We start from the raw sequence: 16,512 nt of genomic DNA on the forward strand, positions 1-16,512 counted from the left end.
TAAGCAATCTGCCTAACTGGTTATGACTAAATTTTCAGTTGTATCTTTCTCTACCAACACTAAATGTCGAAGAGCCAGAAAACATCGGTTTAGAATTTTAAGAAACGGCGCATTGATAAGACAGAACCAAGTGAACCGATCACGATCCCAATCAGTGCCATCACACCGCAAACTTGTAATAGAAACATATTTGGTGCAATTAAACTGTAATTTGAACGCAGTAAGGATGGATTGACCATTGCATAAACTTGGTGGTAGCCGAAGTACATTAATGCAATCGGAACGATCGAACCTAAGAGTCCGATCCAGCCGCCTTCAAGGAAGAATGGCCAACGAATGTAGCCGTTTTTCGCCCCCACCAGACGCATGATCTGAATTTCTCTTTGACGAGACAAAATCGTGATCCGAATCGTATTAGAGATCAGGAACATTGCCACAAAAATCAATAAGACAGCAGCAGCTAAGCCCCAAGTCCGCACAGCAGCAGACAATTCAAAGATTCGGTCAGAAGAATCTCCGCCGTAATCGGCTTTGAAAACATTTGGCAATTCGCCAGCTTGCTCAGCGATCTCTGTCGTATACTCTGGATCTGTTGCACTGACGACAAACACGTTATACAGCGGATTGCTGTCGCCTTCGAACAAGTTCCATGAATCCCCCATTGCATCTTGGATCTTCTGCAATTCTTCGTCTCGGCTAGAAAATTTCACTTCTGAAACGTTCGGCAGATCATTTAAGGACTGTTCCAAAGCATCCATGTCTTCTTGTTCCGTACCAATATCAACGAAAACCGAAACGTCCACATTCTCGCGAATGTCTTCGGCTAGTTTTGTTGCATTTAAGATTACACCTAGAAAAATACCGACTAATGTCAGTGTGATCGTTACCGCACTCAATGACGCAATAGTCATCCAGCCGTTACGCTTTAAACTTTTGATACTCTCCAGGAGATGACGGAAAAATGTTCTAATCATCGTAACCATATTCTCCTTCCGCTTGGTCGCGAATAATGCGGCCATTTTCAATCGCGATCACGCGATGACGAATCGTATTTACGATCGTACTATTATGGGTCGCCATAACGACCGTTGTTCCTTGGGCATTGATCCGATCCAGCAGCTTCATGATTTCCCATGAGTTTTCAGGATCTAGATTCCCCGTTGGTTCATCCGCAATCAATACTTTCGGCGTATTTACGATGGCACGAGCGATCGACACCCGCTGTTGTTCCCCACCGGAAAGCTCACTTGGAAATACCCGCACCTTATGTTTCAGGCCGACCAAGTCTAACACTTCCATCACCCGTTTTTTGATATCACGAGGTTTGCGGCCGATAACTTGCATTGCATAAGCAACATTTTCAAAGACCGTTTTCCGTGGTAAAAGTTTATAATCCTGAAAGACCACGCCGATTTCTCGACGCATCAATGGGATCTCGCGGTTTTTCATGCCGACCAAATCATATCCTGCGACATTCAAAACGCCTTTGGTTGCTTTTTCTTCCCGATACATCAATTTGATAAAGGTTGATTTACCGGCACCCGATGGGCCCACGACATAAACAAACTCTCCTTGATCAATTGAAATCGAAAGGTTACGGATAGCAGTCGTACCATTAGAGTACTTTTTCATTATATCTTTCATTTCTATCATACAGCTATCTCTCCATCTCAAATTTTCATTCTGGCTTATTATAGCATGAATATATTTCACCTTGCTTGCAACAGATTACAATTATGTTTCAATCTGTTTAAGTCACACAAGGTTATTTTTGATTCAGTTTCAGCTTCAAATACGCGTCGATAAAGCCATCCAAATCGCCATCCATGACTGCCTGTACATTCCCAGTTTCGAAATTCGTTCGGTGATCTTTGACCATCGAATAGGGATGGAAGACATAAGAACGGATTTGCGAGCCCCAACCAATTTCTAACTGCTCGCCTCGCAAGGCTGCTGCCTCTTGCTCTTTCTTTTCCACTTCTAATTGATACAGCTTGGCTTTCAACATCCCCATCGCTTGCTCACGGTTTTTCAATTGTGAGCGCTGGGCTTGGCTAGCAACGACCGTTCCTGTCGGAATATGGGTGATCCGCACAGCAGATTCGGTTTTGTTGATGTGCTGTCCACCCGCACCACTTGCGCGGTACGTATCGATTTTCAAATCATCTGAGTTGATTTCCACATCGATCGCCCCATCTAATTCTGGCATCACATCCACCGAGCAAAATGACGTGTGCCGTCTCTTGGCTGAATCAAAAGGTGAGATCCGAACTAAACGATGAACGCCTTTTTCCGATTTCAAATACCCATAGGCGTTGTGGCCTTTTACAAGTAAAGTGACACTTTTGATCCCCGCTTCATCACCAGCTTGATAGTCGAGGGTCTCTACTTGATACCCGTGTTGTTCGCAAAAACGAGTATACATCCGTAACAGCATGCTGCCCCAGTCTTGTGATTCGGTACCGCCTGCACCAGGATGAAGCTCGATGATGGCGTTATTTCGATCATAGGGTTCATCTAACAGCATCGACAATTCATAAGACGCCATTTTCTCGTTTAGCTTCGTGATCCGTGCTTCAAGTTCTGCTTCCATTTCTAGGTCTGCTTCTTCTTGAATCATTTCCAACATCACTTCCAGCTCTTCCAATTCTTCTGCTAACTGATTGAACTGATCGTAGGTCTCTTTGTTGGCATTGTTTGCGTTAATGACTTGTTGAGCTTTTTCTGAGTCATCCCAAAAGGTGGGATCTGCCATTTGGTGTTCCGCTTCCGCAATGTCCTCTTCTAACTGATCTAAGTCAAAGAGACCCCCTAAAACTGATTATTTTTTCATTCATCTGGGTCAATTGATTCCGAATATCTGCGATTTCCATTAAAATTCCTTCTTTCTTTTTTTCTTACAAACGAAAGTAGACTGGACAAAAACGTCTGCCAGCCTACTCTCAACTTTTTCAAAACGTGTTACATATTTTTCCCGTGGCAATTCTTGAATTTTTTCCCGCTGCCGCATGGACAAGGATCGTTACGACCAACGTTTTTGAAACTTGGTGCTTGGGCAGCAGGTGCTTCTTCTACCCCTTGTGCTTCCCCTTGAGCAACTTGTTCCCGTTGAACGTTTTGACGAATCTCTGCCTTCATAAAGAGACGAGTTACTTCATATTCGATCGCTCCAACCATGTTCTCAAACATATTGAATCCTTCTGTTTGGTACTCAACTAATGGATTGTTTTGTCCATAAGCCCGTAACCCAACCGATTGACGCAGCTGATCCATAGCATCGATGTGGTCGGTCCACTTCGTATCGACAACTCGTAGGATGACGACTTTTTCAAATTCCAGTAATTGTTCTGGACTATTAAGTTGTGCTTTCTTTTGTTCAAAGACTTCTTCTGCCCGTTGGTTTAGGTAGTCTTTGATCTCTTGAGCTGATTTGCCCTTGATGTCCTCGATACTGATAGTATCTTCATGAACAAGTGCATTCGCCGCAAAATCAACGATTCCTTCGTAGTTCCAATTGCTTTCTTCTAATTGCGTATGACTGTCGACGACTCGGCTGATGGAACGTTTCACCATATTCATTAATTGTGGTGAAAGATCCGTTTCTTCCATGATCACTTCTTGACGTTGTCCGTAAATAACTTCCCGCTGTTCTCGCATCACGTCATCGTATTGCAAGACATTTTTCCGAGTGTCGTAGTTATTGCCTTCCACTCGTCGTTGGGCAGATTCTACTTGTTTTGAAAGCATCTTGCTTTGGATCACGGCGTCGCCTTCATCGATCTTCATCCGATCCAAGAACACTTTGATTCGTTCAGAACCAAAACGCTTCATTAAATCATCTTCTAACGACAAGTAAAATTGCGACATCCCTGGATCTCCTTGACGTCCCGCACGTCCCCGCAACTGATTATCGATCCGTCGGGATTCATGACGCTCAGTACCGATAACTGCCAAGCCGCCTAGTTCTGCAACACCAAGACCTAACTTGATATCCGTTCCCCGACCAGCCATATTGGTCGCGATCGTTACAGCACCTTTTTGTCCCGCATTCAAAATGATTTCTGCTTCTTTAAAGTGATTCTTGGCATTCAATACTTCATGAGGAACTTTCTCACGATCAAGCATCGATGACAGTAATTCAGAAGTCTCAACAGCGACCGTCCCTACAAGCACGGGTTGTCCTTTGCGGTGACGCTCTTTGATGTCTTGAACGACTGCTTGGAATTTGCTCGTAAGCGTTGGATAAAGCAAGTCCGCACGATCATCCCGTAAGATTGGTTTGTTTGTAGGAATCTGAATGACTTGCATGTTATAGATTTCTCGAAACTCTTCTTCTTCCGTTTTCGCTGTACCAGTCATCCCAGACAGTTTTTTGTACATCCGAAAGTAGTTCTGGAATGTGATCGTCGCCATCGTTTTGGTTTCATCTTCGATTTCGACACTTTCTTTCGCTTCGATCGCTTGATGGAGCCCATCAGAATATCGGCGACCATCCATGATCCGACCTGTAAATTGGTCAACGATCATTACTTTTCCATCTTGCACGACATAATCGATATCGCGAATCATAATGTAATTCGCTCGTAGTGCTTGATCCAAGTGATGGGTCAATGCCGTGTTTTCAATATCATACAAGTTTTCTAAGCCGAAGGTCTCTTCCGCTTTTTCGATCCCACGTTCTGTCAAACCGATCGTTTTTGATTGGATATCGATTTTGTAGTCTTCTTCTTCCGTCAAGCGTTTGACAAAATTGTCGACCCGATTGTATAGCGCAGTTGATTTTTCTGCTTGTCCTGAAATGATCAACGGTGTTCTCGCTTCATCGATCAAGATCGAATCGACCTCATCGACGATGGCATAGTTTAATGGACGCTGTACCATTTGATGACGGTAAACCACCATGTTGTCCCGCAAATAGTCAAACCCTAATTCATTGTTTGTACTATAAGTGATGTCACAAGCATATGCCGCACGTTTTTCTTCTGCTGATTTTGAGTTAATGTTCAAGCCGACCGTCAACCCTAAAAAGTTGTACAGCTCCCCCATCTCAGTCGAGTCACGAGTTGCCAAGTATTCATTGACAGTTACGACGTGGACACCTTGACCGCTCAAAGCATTCAAATAAACAGGTAATGTCGCCGTCAAGGTTTTCCCTTCACCCGTACGCATCTCTGGGATATTCCCATCATGCAAGACGATCCCACCCATTAATTGGACGTGGTAAGGATAAAGGCCCAAAACGCGTTTTGCAGCTTCACGTACTACTGCAAAGGCTTCAGGTAATAATTTATCCAAAGTCTCTCCCTCTTGGAAACGACGACGAAATTCATCGGTTTTCCCGCGTAATTGTTCATCAGATAAAGCGGCCATTTCATCCGCATGTGATTCAACTTGATTCGCAATATGGTCAAGACGTTTTAATTCTTTTTTGTCGTTTTCGATTAATTTTCTAAAAAAATTGGCCATACCTTAATAATTCTCCTTTTACTTCTGCATTATCCTAGCTGGAAACTCTCCTAACTATTTTAGCACTAGTTCACCATAAATGAAATATTTTTCGATAGAACTATCGCATCAATCTTGCGTGATAAACGGATTCTTAACCTTTTTTCACAGATTTTAAAGAAACGCGGAAAAAAAAACACGCAACAAGCCATTGATCGGCGCTGAAAGTCCAGCACACGCCCAAACGTCTTGTTGCGAAGGTTTGCAAATTATGCCGTTTTAAAACGGGTTTTTAAGAAAGCTAAGAAGAGCATCAGTAGCATGCCTAAAGACTGAATCCCGATCATCAAGACGATATCAGCGCCAATAAATCCTGCCAACATCGCAACGAGAGAGCCTGCCCCCAGTGCATTTAAAATCACGTTCGTACTTTCTTTGAAGCTGCCGATTGTCGATAGTCGTGATTTTTTCGTCAACCAGAGGAAAAACGCTGCGCCTATGACTAGAATACTATTCATTGCCACCAATAAAAATGCCACTGTGATCGTCTGACTGAAGAAAATCGCCGTCTCGTTGTTGCGATAGAAGCCGTCTTCGATTGCTTTTTGAAACGAAGCCGCATCATCTACTTGATCAGGTGCCATTTCCGCCGTGTAACGCATTTCATAGTGATAAGTTTGTCCATCGATTTCTTCTTTGATGGTCCAGTCTGTTTCCCGAAAATTGATGGCGTATTTCGCTTTTTCAAGAGCCGCTTCTGAAAGCGCAACGCCTATGATCCCCGCTTCTGTTTGGGAAAAGACTTGTGACTCATCCGCTAAAAGTTTGCCATCTTCCAGCTGCAGCTCACTGTATTTTGCTGCCGTTTCTGCCGTCACGAGTGTTTTTGCATGGGGAAAAAATGCCGCAAAGGCTTGATCCGTTTGCTTGCTGATCATTAAGGTCAAGGGGATCATCAGCAAGGACATCAAGAAAACATAGACGAACACTTGCTGCCAGCGATTTAATTTTTTACGCCATGCATAGACTTTTGTTGGAGAAAAAATGGCCCCAAAGTACGTTAAGGGAAATCGTTGTTCAGACATCCTATCATTCCTATCCTTTTGTTCCGCCAGAGGTCAAACCTGAAACAAAGTATTTTTGTAAGAAGAAAAACAGTGCAGCGATCGGTACGGCGATCAAAATCGCCCCTGCCGCAAAGAGTGCGACCCGTTGGTTACGGGCATCATTGATAAAGGTTTGCAGCCCGACTGCGACGGTCAAACGCTCTTGTGAGCGAAGCAAGAATCGCGCCAGCAAGAATTCGCCGAATGGTCCCATAAAGGCCCACAATGCTTGGACGGCAACCATTGGTTTTACGAGGGGCAAAACGATTTGCCAAAAGATACGAAAATGCCCTGCACCATCAAGTTTTGCTGATTCATCCAAGTCGATGGGTACCGTATCAAAGTACCCCTTCATCAGCCAAGTATTCATCGGAATCCCACCACCGATATAAATCAGTGTCAAGAACCAGAAGCTATCTAGACCGTTTGCTAATAAGCCCATAACATAAAAAGCGGTCAACGCCGACATTGTCGGTACCATTTGAACGATCAAGAACACCATCAGACTACTTTTACGACCAGCAAAACGGTAACGACTGTAAGTATACCCTGCTAACGTTACGATCATTACTTGAATGATCATCGTCGAAACGGCCACGATCAAGGTGTTTTTATACCATGTCAAATACGGGGTTTCATTGAATAAACGTCGAAAGTTGTTCAATGTCCAATCCGCATCAAAATCTAAGCGAAAAGCGATCATGTTCCCTGCCTTGAAGGCTGAGGTTGCGGTAATCAACAAGGGATAGATGATAATGATCGATAACGCGATCATAAACAAGTAGGTAAATAATTTGCTGAAAGAAAACTTCTTCTTTTTCATCCTCAATCCTCCATATTAAATGCATTCGTCTTTTTAAACACCAGTAATGAAATGGAGATCACCACAAAGGAAATGATCAAGGTCAATGCAGAAGCAATCGAATATTGTGGTGAGCCGCCGGTCGTCAGTTTGTAGATCCATGAAATCAAAATATCTGTCGATCCAGCATTTCCGCCTAAACTCCCTGGTCCACCTTCGTTAAATAGATAGATCATCGAGAAGTTATTAAAGTTCCCTGTATATTGCGTAACGAAGGTTGGGGCTGCTACCAAAAAGATTGCCGGCAGCGTAATGTTCCGAAAACGCTGCAACGCATTGGCTCCATCCATTTTTGCTGCTTCATACAAATCTTCGGAAATGGATTGTAAAATCCCCGAAACCATTACATAGATGTAAGGAAACCCTAACCAACCCTGAATCAAAATAATCGCCGTTTTCGTCCAAAACGGATCAGTCTTCCAAGCAATGTTCCCAATATCCACAAAAGGCAGATTGTTCAATAGCGGGATCACCTGCGTATTGATCGCTCCTGCGGTATCATTAAACATATTTGAAAAACTCATGATTGTGATAAACGCTGGCACCGCCCAAGGAAGCAAGAAAATCACCCCAAAGACGCGACGAAACTTCACAAATTTTTGGTTGGCAACAACTGCTGTCAGTATGCCGAGTGTAATTTGCAAGGTGGTTGCTAAAACGGTCCAAATCACCGTCCAACTGAATACTTTTACAAAGGTGTCGCGGTAAGAACTTAAGGTGAAGATATTCGTGAAATTCGAAAAACCGATCCAGTCGATTAAGTTTGCTGGCGGAATGTGTCGAAAATCATAGTTGGTAAATGCCATAAAGAGCGTCACCATTACTGGAAAAATAATTGCTACGATCATTACCAAGTAGGCAGGGATCGTCAGTAAGTACGCGAACCCATCTTCGTATAATTTTTTGAAAAATTCTTTTCTCGTAACAGCTACCGGGAAGCCCTTTTCAATGCTTTGCCGAACCTGATAAGCATCTTTGATATTTAAAACCCAAAAGATAACGAAAATAACGGTAACGATGACCTGCAGTGTTCCTTCAATCAACAAGAACAAAGAGTTGTCTTCCATCGGTACTGATCCGAGTGTGACAAAGTTATAAAGTGCTTGTCCACCAAACAAAAGCATTTCGACCAGAAAAATCAGAAAGGCTGCAAAAAAGAGACCCGCTTTGAATTTCTGACCATTTTTGAATTGTCCCCCACCAGGGATGATTGAAAGAAGCGCTGTCTGCATGGCTTGTGAATTCGTCCTCATATGTATCCTCCTTAAAATCGAAAGTCTGCCAAGCGGCCGACGATCGATAGAAAACAATCTCGTCAAGCAATTTCTTGCGTGCTACGTTGCAAGGAATCCTTTTGACAAACATCCTCTATAGAATCGTCGACATGAATGACAGACCGTAATCGGCTAATTATTAGTATTTCTGCTCAATCGCTTCTTCGATTGTTTTGGCAGCATTATCCGCTGCTTCTTGAGGAGTCATATTGCCTGAACCTGCATCAAACAGCATGTTTTCAGCCCCTACCCAAACCTCAGACATTTCAGGGATATTTGGCATTGGTTGTGAAACACTGTATTGCTCAATCACTGCTTTTGCTACTGGATCATCAGAAGCAGCGACTGTTTCTTGAGCCATAATGTTCGCTGGAATATCATGACGCATGTCATACAATTTCTCTTGATTGGCTTCGTTGGTCAAATACTCGACAAATTGTTGAGAAACGTCTTTGTTTTGTGAGTAGTTAGATACCACCCACGCTTTTCCGCCGCCAAATGTTTCATAGTCGTTGCCGTTGTTTAGCGTTGGGATTTTCGCTACTCCATAGTTGATGCCTGCTTCTTCAAAGCCGTTCACGCCCCATGGTCCATAAATGATAGCTGCTGTTTTGCCTTGATTGAAGTAATCCAACATCAAGTTTTCGTTGGCTGATACATCAAGCATTCCTTGCGGCCAAACATTTTGGAACCAATCAGTTGCATACGTGATTGCTTCAACAGAACCTTCATTGTTCAGCCCTAGATCAGATGGATCTGTTCCTTCATCACCAAAGACATACCCGCCATGCCCCGCTAATAGACCATACGTATAATAAAAGTCCGTCCAACGAGCTAAGAAACCAACATTGTCATCGCCTTCTGCAAAACGATCATCTTTTGCTAGTTCTTCTAAATCAGAAAAAGTTGCTGGTGCTTCATCGATCAAGTCTTTGTTGTAGAACATGACAACCGCTTCGATCATTGCTGGTGCGCCATAGATCTTATCATCGATGGTCACTTGTTGCTTGTCTGTATCGCTGTACCGTCCATCATCTGGCAAAGTCATTTCTGCCAAATGCCCTTGGGAGCCTACTTGACCCACACGGTCATAAGGAGACATCGTAACATCTGGGCCTTTCCCAGCAGGACCGTCTAGTTGAAGCGCATCCATTTGATCGAACATGTCCATTTCCACAACGTTGATGGTGACATCATTTTCAGATTCAAAGTCAGATTTCACTTCATTGATATAATCAATATAGTCTGCGCCTACAGAGACCGTGATCGTTTTTTCATCGCTACCTGAACCTGCATCTGCATTACTACCATCGGTACTACCGCCGTTGCCGCCACATGCTGCAAGCGCTAACAACGCACTTCCTGAAACTAATCCTAGAGCTGCCTTTTTCCAATTCACTTTCATCCTGTTTACCTCCTGCAATTTGTAACTCTATTATGCAACCGGTTTCTTAAAATGGCAAACATTTTCTAAATGTTAGCGATAACAAAAATTGAAAAAGCCTTTAAATTAAGATATTTAGGAATTGAGAAGAAATTGCGCAACCATTTGCTTAATTTTTCACCTTGTGGATTCACGAACCACGAGTTGCGGTAAAAAGCGCTGTTGTCGCAGGCTCGTATCGTTCTGTTCAATTTTTTGAATCAGTAATTCACCACAAGCTTCGCCCATCTCAACGATGGCTTGCTTCATAGTCGTCAACTTGGGTGAGCTGACCTGATCCAGGAATACCCCATCGTAGCCGACAATCCCAAAATCCTTTGGTATCTGCGCGCCAATCGACTGCAAGCCTTGATTGATGCCTAGTGCCAAACGATCCGTCGCACAAATAAAACAAGTATTTTCCGCAAATTGCTCCTTCTGTGCTGTGATAAAGGTGCGGGCTGCGGAAGAACGGTTCTCAAAACGATGGATTTTTGGTGCTTGTCCTGTTTTTGTGACTGTATCTATGTACCCTTTTTCTCGGCTTTTCGTAAATGCTTCTTCCAACTCTAAACCAATATAGACCAAGTGTTGATAGCCAGTATCGAGGGCGTGTTTACAAGCAGAAACGATCCCTTGGTAGTTGTCACTATCAACAAAGCTGAATCCAGCTTCATTTTCACCAAATAGAACGACGGGTTTCTTTAAATTTTTTATCCAGTCCATATCCTTTTGGCGAAATCCCGTAATGATACAACCATCTGCTGGGCCACGATCCACCCCATCCGTCGTAACCAGCTGCAACGAATAATGCGCTTTGCCGATGGAACGAGCGATCCCCACTAATAAATTCATATAGTATGGCTCCGTCGTGTCCATCTCCTCTAAGATATACACTTTGATGATATGGGAACGCTTGGAAACTAATGATTTGGCAGCAATATTCGGTTGATAATCCAGTTCTAGCATTGCTTGATGAACGAGCTGCTTTAGCTCTTCGGTCACTTTATCTGGATGGTTGATCACTCGAGAAACGGTCATTGCGGAAACATTTGCTTTTTTGGCGACATCTGCTAACGTAGTCATGATTCACTCTCCCTGTATTATTTCATCTATAGTATAACACAATAAAACAAAAGAGAAACAAAGCCAACTTTTATATAGAAAGATTTCTTGCTTCATTCCAAAAGATAAAAAAACAGAGCAGCTTCTCAGCTACTCTGTCAAAAAAGACTTTTTTTGGGGTGTCGCCAAAAGGATCCCACACGTGTTAATCCGTTTCGATCAACCCGTATTTACCATCTTTCCGACGATACACAATGCTCGTTCCATTCGTTTCCGCATCTTCAAAGATAAAGAAGTTGTGTCCAAGCATGTTCATTTGTAAAACAGCTTCTTCACTATCCATTGGTTTTAAAGACAAACGTTTTGTACGTACGATGTCTAAATCAGAACCATTGGTTTCTTCATCGTTTGCTTCAGTTGTGAACAAATCACCATCTGTTGGCGGAACCAACGCTGTCTCACGAGATTTGCGATTGATTTTTGTTTTGAATTTGCGGATTTGGCGTTCCAATTTGTCAACAACCAAATCGATACTAGCATATAGATCAGGTGAAGTTTCTTCCGCACGTAGAACTAGGAATGGTAAAGGAATCGTTACTTCTACTTTTGCAGTTTTTTCTGTATAAACTTTCAAATTAACGTGTGCTGTTGCTTCTGGCACATCATTAAAATAACGTTCTAATTTACCTACTTTTTTCTCGACGTAATCACGGATCGCTTCTGTTACCTCGATATTTTCGCCACGCACATTATATCTAAACATAAAAATTACCCCTTTCGTCTACCAGTAAAGAAGGAAAAGGACCACTCTTTTCTTCTTCTTAACTCTATTATATCGAACTCTTGGTCATTTGCCTAGTAAATCGAACAATTTTCTTTAAGCGTTTTCAAAACAACGTTTCAACGAGCAATAGAAAAAGAACGAATCGACTGGGGGCCAAAGGACTGCAATGCTTCAGCTGCATGATATAACGTTCTACCGGTAGTATACACATCATCGATCAACAATAATTTTTTCCCTTTGATTTCACACGCTACATCTGGCTTCACTGCAAAGGGTTGCGCCTCTACTAATCGTTGCCTGCGAGAACGTTGTGCCTGTGGTGCGGTATCAACAACTTTCTCCAGTAACTCTTGAAATCTGACTCCGGCGGCTTCCAGCACAGCGGTGACTTGATTAAACCCTCGCTGTTGGTAACGCTCTGCCGATAGTGGGATGGGAATCAAACACTCATAGTCAAACCTGTTGAGTTTCTGTTTGATCACAGGCGCAAACGTCCCCCGCAACTGATAGTTTCCCATCAATTTGTATTCGTGAAGCCAATCCTTCATTCCTTGATCGTAAGCAAATAGCGCTCGGTGCTGCAATTGTATCATGGGACACGTTTCTTCCCAATAGAGACAATCGCTGCAAAACTCAGTTTCTTTTTTTCCACACGAAGGGCAGCAGGTTCGCCAATCGATCACTGAAAACTGTTGGGCACATTGCGGGCACAATTCATTTTCTGGGATACGCCAAGGAGCCAACACCTCAATGATCGTTCGTTCTCTAGGAAAAGTCCTTTTACACCAACTACACACCATCGGTCAGCCAGCTTTTTGCCAATTGGTTCATTTCCTTGATTTCGTTGAGTGCTTTTCGGATCGCTTCCGTCATTTGGTCGTAGAAAAAAATGACCTCCCCTTCCGTATAGGCCCCTTTACGATCGACACGACCAGCAATTTGCACGAGCGCCGATTTTGTAAAGACTGGATGATTAGCACCCAATACGATGACTGAGACGTTTTCAAACGTCACCCCACGCTCTAAAATCATCGTTGTAAACAACACCTTGTAAATCTGTCGACGAGCAGACGCTACTTTTTCGCTCCGTTTTTGATCTTGCGACGAAACGCTAGTCAAAGACCATGACGTGCCTTGTCGGCGGACAGCCGCTTCTACTTCCTTCATCAGCGCAATGCTTGGACAAAACACCAAGACAAAGTTTTTTTGAAGCAGCCGCTGCAACTGCTGCAGCAATGGTCGCAGCCAACGTTTTCTGCGATAAGCCTGCGCCCAGTGACTATAATGAACAGGTTTTGGAACGATCAATGGACGCTGATGAAACCGCAGCGGCATTCTCAAGACAGCGAATTTTCCACGAATTTCTTGCAGCAGTCGTTCTGAAGGCGTCGCACTTAAATAGATCAGACACCCGTTTTTGGCTAAGGCATTGTATAATCCGTAACGCAGCTGCGCATCGCCCTCGTAGGGAAATGCATCTACCTCATCCACCACGATCAGTTGAAAGCTCCGATAAAAATGCAGTAGCTGATGGGTGGTGGCAATAAGGATGTTTGTGTAGCGATAAGGCTCTTCTGATTTTCCATAAAGGAGCAAGCTTTCCTCTTGTGGAAATGCTTGCTGAATCCGCGGAAACAATTCACGACAAACATCGATCCGAGGTGAGACGATCGCCACTCGACCACCTTCTTGCCGAACGTAGCGGATCGTTTCAAAGATCATTTCGGTCTTCCCTGAACCCGTGACCGACCAAACAAGCGAGGATCGCTTTTGTCGACAATTAGACACCAATTGCTGGGAAATTTTTTGCTGAAACTGCGTCAATGCTCCTGGCCAGACGATGTGGTGATCAATGGCTGGACTATCCGTAGGTTGAATCACCAGTCGCCCATTTGATGTGATCCGACCATAGCGAATACAGGTTGGACAGTAATAGCTGCCTATCGGTAATTGCACCGACGGCTTGCGGTGGGAAGAACCGCATCGCTGACAAACGATTCTCTGCCCCTGCTCGAGCATTGCCGGTCGAGAATCAAAGGGTTTTCCTACATTCATTGTTTCATCTAAAACAAAAAATTGTCTTCCATTTTGATTGGTCATAACATACACCTCAGTTTTAAGTACGCAAAAAAATCGGTTCAAGTACTTTTTGAAAAGTACTTGAACCGATTACAGATTTCTTGTTTGCTTCAACAGCAGGTCTTGCTTATTCGCCGATCAATGTCAAAGCTTGATCTAAGACTTTTTCGCCGTTCATCATGCCGTAATCTGCCATGTTGATTACTTCTAAAGGAATTCCTTTTGGCGCTAGACGTTTCTCAAAATCGCCTTTCATGAAACGAACTTGTGGTCCTAATAATAAAACATTTACGTCTTTGCTTTCTAAATGTTGATCTGCTTCTGAAGCGGAAACTGCAAAAATATCTGCTTCTAATCCTTTTGCTTCAGCTGCTTTTTGCATTTTTGTTACTAATAAGCTTGTACTCATTCCTGCAGAACAAACTAACATAATTGTTTTTTTCGCCATATCGAACACTCCTTGAATTTTAAGAATAAGATAACATTTCCTATCTCTAGTATAGAACAAGTTTGAAATTTGTCAACGCTTTCTATCCAGCAGCCAGTTTGATTTTACTAAACGGTTAAAAACGACATACTCTTTTTTTAAATTGACGAGGACTACCTCATAGCCGGCATTCAGCCACGCATAGGCCCCGTTTTCAGGATGTCGGTAATCATTTGCCCACCAATCCGTACTCGTGCGGGCACTTTTGGGCAAGCCAGATGCTGGGAAAAGAAATTCATCAAACTGGGTAAAGGTTAACGTAATTTGTGAACCGCCGTTGTTTTTTAAATAGTGAGTGATCGTATCGTACTTTTTGCGTCTACCCAAAGCAACTGCCTCCTCTTTTTCAGGTCTGTGTTGGTGCCTTTTTCTTTCTTCTATTTGTAACTTTCCTTCCGATTGCCTATACTAGAAACATAAAGGAGGCGATCGTACGCGTGACTTATCGAACGATCCGACAAGATGGAGAAACGGAAATAGAAATCAAAAAATCGCGTTTCATCTGTTCGTTAAAACGAATCCAATCAGAAGATGAAGCCAAAGCGTTTATACAAGCCCTCAAAAAAGAACATTGGAAGGCGAATCATCATTGCAGCGCCTATGTATTGGGTGAAAACCATGAGATCCAACGCAGCAGTGATGATGGTGAACCTAGCGGCACCGCTGGAGTACCGATTTTAGAAGTATTGAAGAAAAATGACTTGATCAATATGGTCGCTGTCGTTACCCGCTACTTCGGTGGAACGAAACTTGGCGCTGGCGGATTGATCCGCGCTTATTCCAGTTCAGCTTCCGCTGGCATCAAGGCGGTGGGAATCGTCGAAGGCGTTTTGCATCAAGAGCTTGCATTGACCATTGATTATCCCCTTTTAGGTAAGCTGCAAAACTATTTAGAACTGCAGAACATCTACGTAAAAGACATTGCTTATACCGAGAAAATCGTTGTTACCTTAATGATTCCTGAAGCAACGCTTGCCGACCAAGAAGCCGCTCTGATTGATTTGCTGCAAGGGCAAGTGCAGCTAAACAAAGGCAAGACCGAATATGTAGAGCGCCTCATCGAGGAGCCAACCGAGTAACTATGCAGGACAAGCACCTGTCAGGTTTGCTCTTTTCCTCAAAGCACGGACTCTAATGCCGCTTGCTGCAGCGAATGCAGAAACGCCCAATCGTTGAAAAACCGAATTGACCGATGCGGAGCAACAGCACGTATGCTCGCAGTGTCCTTTCGGCTTTTTCGCGTCTTTTTTGTTTCCAGCCGTCCCAGGCAGCTTATTTTTCCATATAAAATTCGAAACGATTGCCGACATATTGGGTGCGCACATATTCAAATGGTTGTCCATCTTCAAATGAAGTGATTTGCCGCATACGTAAAATCGCATCGCCGCGTTTGATTTGTAAGTAATCAGCAATTTGCTCGGAAGCGACCATAGCTGAGATCGTTTGCGAAGCGCCGCCAATTTTCCGCTGTCCTTTTTCTTCCAACACTTTATAGAGGGAAGAGATGATCTCCTCCTTGCTAAAGTCATGAATAAACTTTTCAGGGATACTCGCTACTTCAAAACAGATCGGCACATCATCCGCATACCGAATCCGCTCCATCCGTAAAATCGTTTCGTGTCCTTCTAATTGCAGCTTTTCCATCTCACTGGAGCTAGGTGCCGTCAAGAAATAAGCGACCGCTTTGCTGGAAGGCTTACGACCAAGAGAATTCATAATTTCGGTAAAACTCGTCGTGCCCGTCATTTTCTCTTGTACTTTTTGGCGAGCCACATAAGTGCCAGAACCGATTTTGCGCTCAAGAATTCCCTCATCCGCTAAGGTTTGGATCGCTTGCCGCAACGTCATGCGACTCACGCCGAATTGTTTTGACAACTCCCGTTCTGAAGGCAGACGATCCCCGATTTTGTATGTATTGTTTTCGATATTGGCTTTGATTTGATCATGAATCTGGATATAAACAGGTAATTTTTCCACCACTACACAT

General features: G+C 43.4%; 15 protein-coding genes and 2 pseudogenes. 1 reads left to right on the plus strand and 16 read right to left on the minus strand.

Annotated elements, in window-relative coordinates; all coding sequences use genetic code 11:
* Window positions 1-89 precede the first annotated feature (89 nt).
* From ftsX to ACI3E5_RS14410, 15 genes and pseudogenes are all read right to left on the minus strand, one after another.
* Window positions 90-974, minus strand: coding sequence for a permease-like cell division protein FtsX (gene ftsX / locus ACI3E5_RS14340; RefSeq protein ID WP_010749773.1), 885 nt, complete (start codon window positions 972-974; stop codon window positions 90-92).
* Entirely contained in the window at window positions 967-1,653 is a 687-nt protein-coding gene (gene ftsE / locus ACI3E5_RS14345; protein WP_005228783.1) for a cell division ATP-binding protein FtsE, read from the minus strand. Before ftsE ends, ftsX begins: the two co-directional genes overlap by 8 nt.
* Before the next feature lie 112 nt (window positions 1,654-1,765).
* Window positions 1,766-2,873, minus strand: a protein-coding gene (gene prfB, locus ACI3E5_RS14350) for a peptide chain release factor 2 (protein ID WP_221693227.1) whose coding sequence is annotated in 2 segments (ribosomal slippage) — window positions 1,766-2,800 and window positions 2,802-2,873 — 1,107 coding nt in all. Because the reading frame shifts where the segments join, the coding sequence is not laid out codon by codon here.
* Window positions 2,874-2,961: 88 nt separating this feature from the next.
* Window positions 2,962-3,036 (minus strand): annotated as a pseudogene (locus ACI3E5_RS14355) (SEC-C metal-binding domain-containing protein); the annotation flags it as partial.
* A gap of 45 nt (window positions 3,037-3,081) precedes the next feature.
* A pseudogene (gene secA, locus ACI3E5_RS14360) lies at window positions 3,082-5,466 on the minus strand (preprotein translocase subunit SecA); the annotation flags it as partial.
* Between the two features lie 248 nt (window positions 5,467-5,714).
* The gene (locus tag ACI3E5_RS14365) at window positions 5,715-6,530 is read right to left on the minus strand and encodes a DUF1189 family protein (RefSeq protein ID WP_074933465.1); all 816 of its coding nucleotides are present in this window, start codon (window positions 6,528-6,530) and stop codon (window positions 5,715-5,717) included.
* A 10-nt stretch (window positions 6,531-6,540) separates the two neighbouring features.
* Window positions 6,541-7,374, minus strand: coding sequence for a sugar ABC transporter permease (locus tag ACI3E5_RS14370; RefSeq protein WP_016608756.1), 834 nt, complete (start codon window positions 7,372-7,374; stop codon window positions 6,541-6,543).
* 2 nt (window positions 7,375-7,376) lie between these two features.
* The gene (locus ACI3E5_RS14375) at window positions 7,377-8,666 is read right to left on the minus strand and encodes a carbohydrate ABC transporter permease (RefSeq protein ID WP_221693228.1); all 1,290 of its coding nucleotides are present in this window, start codon (window positions 8,664-8,666) and stop codon (window positions 7,377-7,379) included.
* A 160-nt stretch (window positions 8,667-8,826) separates the two neighbouring features.
* The gene (locus ACI3E5_RS14380; protein ID WP_015510171.1) at window positions 8,827-10,092 is read right to left on the minus strand and encodes an extracellular solute-binding protein; all 1,266 of its coding nucleotides are present in this window, start codon (window positions 10,090-10,092) and stop codon (window positions 8,827-8,829) included.
* Window positions 10,093-10,248: 156 nt separating this feature from the next.
* A complete protein-coding gene (locus ACI3E5_RS14385) occupies window positions 10,249-11,196 on the minus strand; it encodes a LacI family DNA-binding transcriptional regulator (RefSeq protein ID WP_005228774.1) in 948 nt (315 codons plus the stop codon).
* A gap of 184 nt (window positions 11,197-11,380) precedes the next feature.
* Window positions 11,381-11,938, minus strand: a complete 558-nt coding sequence (gene hpf / locus ACI3E5_RS14390; protein WP_005231866.1) for a ribosome hibernation-promoting factor, HPF/YfiA family — start codon at window positions 11,936-11,938, stop codon at window positions 11,381-11,383.
* Window positions 11,939-12,075: 137 nt separating this feature from the next.
* Window positions 12,076-12,759, minus strand: a complete 684-nt coding sequence (locus ACI3E5_RS14395) for a ComF family protein (RefSeq protein WP_010749781.1) — start codon at window positions 12,757-12,759, stop codon at window positions 12,076-12,078.
* Window positions 12,749-14,059: a DEAD/DEAH box helicase gene (locus ACI3E5_RS14400; protein ID WP_325815956.1), complete on the minus strand. Its 1,311-nt coding sequence runs from the start codon at window positions 14,057-14,059 to the stop codon at window positions 12,749-12,751. Before ACI3E5_RS14400 ends, ACI3E5_RS14395 begins: the two co-directional genes overlap by 11 nt.
* A gap of 106 nt (window positions 14,060-14,165) precedes the next feature.
* Window positions 14,166-14,486 carry a PTS sugar transporter subunit IIB gene (locus ACI3E5_RS14405; RefSeq protein ID WP_005228768.1) on the minus strand — a complete coding sequence of 107 codons (321 nt, stop codon included), beginning with the start codon at window positions 14,484-14,486 and terminating at the stop codon, window positions 14,166-14,168.
* Between the two features lie 72 nt (window positions 14,487-14,558).
* Window positions 14,559-14,852 carry a DUF7662 domain-containing protein gene (locus ACI3E5_RS14410; RefSeq protein WP_005228767.1) on the minus strand — a complete coding sequence of 98 codons (294 nt, stop codon included), beginning with the start codon at window positions 14,850-14,852 and terminating at the stop codon, window positions 14,559-14,561.
* A 110-nt stretch (window positions 14,853-14,962) separates the two neighbouring features.
* On the opposite strand from ACI3E5_RS14410, the gene ACI3E5_RS14415 reads away from it, so the two are divergent.
* Window positions 14,963-15,604: a YigZ family protein gene (locus tag ACI3E5_RS14415; protein WP_086337984.1), complete on the plus strand. Its 642-nt coding sequence runs from the start codon at window positions 14,963-14,965 to the stop codon at window positions 15,602-15,604.
* A gap of 193 nt (window positions 15,605-15,797) precedes the next feature.
* Here ACI3E5_RS14415 and ACI3E5_RS14420 read toward each other — a convergent pair whose 3' ends face one another.
* Entirely contained in the window at window positions 15,798-16,505 is a 708-nt protein-coding gene (locus ACI3E5_RS14420; RefSeq protein WP_005228765.1) for a GntR family transcriptional regulator, read from the minus strand.
* Window positions 16,506-16,512: the final 7 nt, after the last annotated feature.

Origin of the sequence: Candidatus Enterococcus avicola, assembly GCF_047470845.1 — a bacterium.
Lineage (GTDB): Bacteria > Bacillota > Bacilli > Lactobacillales > Enterococcaceae > Enterococcus_D > Enterococcus_D casseliflavus.

What these genes read in the sequence shown, in the direction of transcription:
- hpf (WP_005231866.1), bottom strand. Translation starts at nt 11,938, where the DNA reads ATGTTTAGATATAATGTGCGTGGCGAAAATATCGAGGTAACAGAAGCG.
- ACI3E5_RS14365 (WP_074933465.1), bottom strand. Translation starts at nt 6,530, where the DNA reads ATGTCTGAACAACGATTTCCCTTAACGTACTTTGGGGCCATTTTTTCT.
- ftsX (WP_010749773.1), bottom strand. Translation starts at nt 974, where the DNA reads ATGATTAGAACATTTTTCCGTCATCTCCTGGAGAGTATCAAAAGTTTA.
- ACI3E5_RS14385 (WP_005228774.1), bottom strand. Translation starts at nt 11,196, where the DNA reads ATGACTACGTTAGCAGATGTCGCCAAAAAAGCAAATGTTTCCGCAATG.
- ACI3E5_RS14405 (WP_005228768.1), bottom strand. Translation starts at nt 14,486, where the DNA reads ATGGCGAAAAAAACAATTATGTTAGTTTGTTCTGCAGGAATGAGTACA.
- ACI3E5_RS14395 (WP_010749781.1), bottom strand. Translation starts at nt 12,759, where the DNA reads ATGGTGTGTAGTTGGTGTAAAAGGACTTTTCCTAGAGAACGAACGATC.
- ACI3E5_RS14400 (WP_325815956.1), bottom strand. Translation starts at nt 14,059, where the DNA reads ATGACCAATCAAAATGGAAGACAATTTTTTGTTTTAGATGAAACAATG.
- ACI3E5_RS14380 (WP_015510171.1), bottom strand. Translation starts at nt 10,092, where the DNA reads ATGAAAGTGAATTGGAAAAAGGCAGCTCTAGGATTAGTTTCAGGAAGT.
- ftsE (WP_005228783.1), bottom strand. Translation starts at nt 1,653, where the DNA reads ATGATAGAAATGAAAGATATAATGAAAAAGTACTCTAATGGTACGACT.
- ACI3E5_RS14375 (WP_221693228.1), bottom strand. Translation starts at nt 8,666, where the DNA reads ATGAGGACGAATTCACAAGCCATGCAGACAGCGCTTCTTTCAATCATC.
- ACI3E5_RS14370 (WP_016608756.1), bottom strand. Translation starts at nt 7,374, where the DNA reads ATGAAAAAGAAGAAGTTTTCTTTCAGCAAATTATTTACCTACTTGTTT.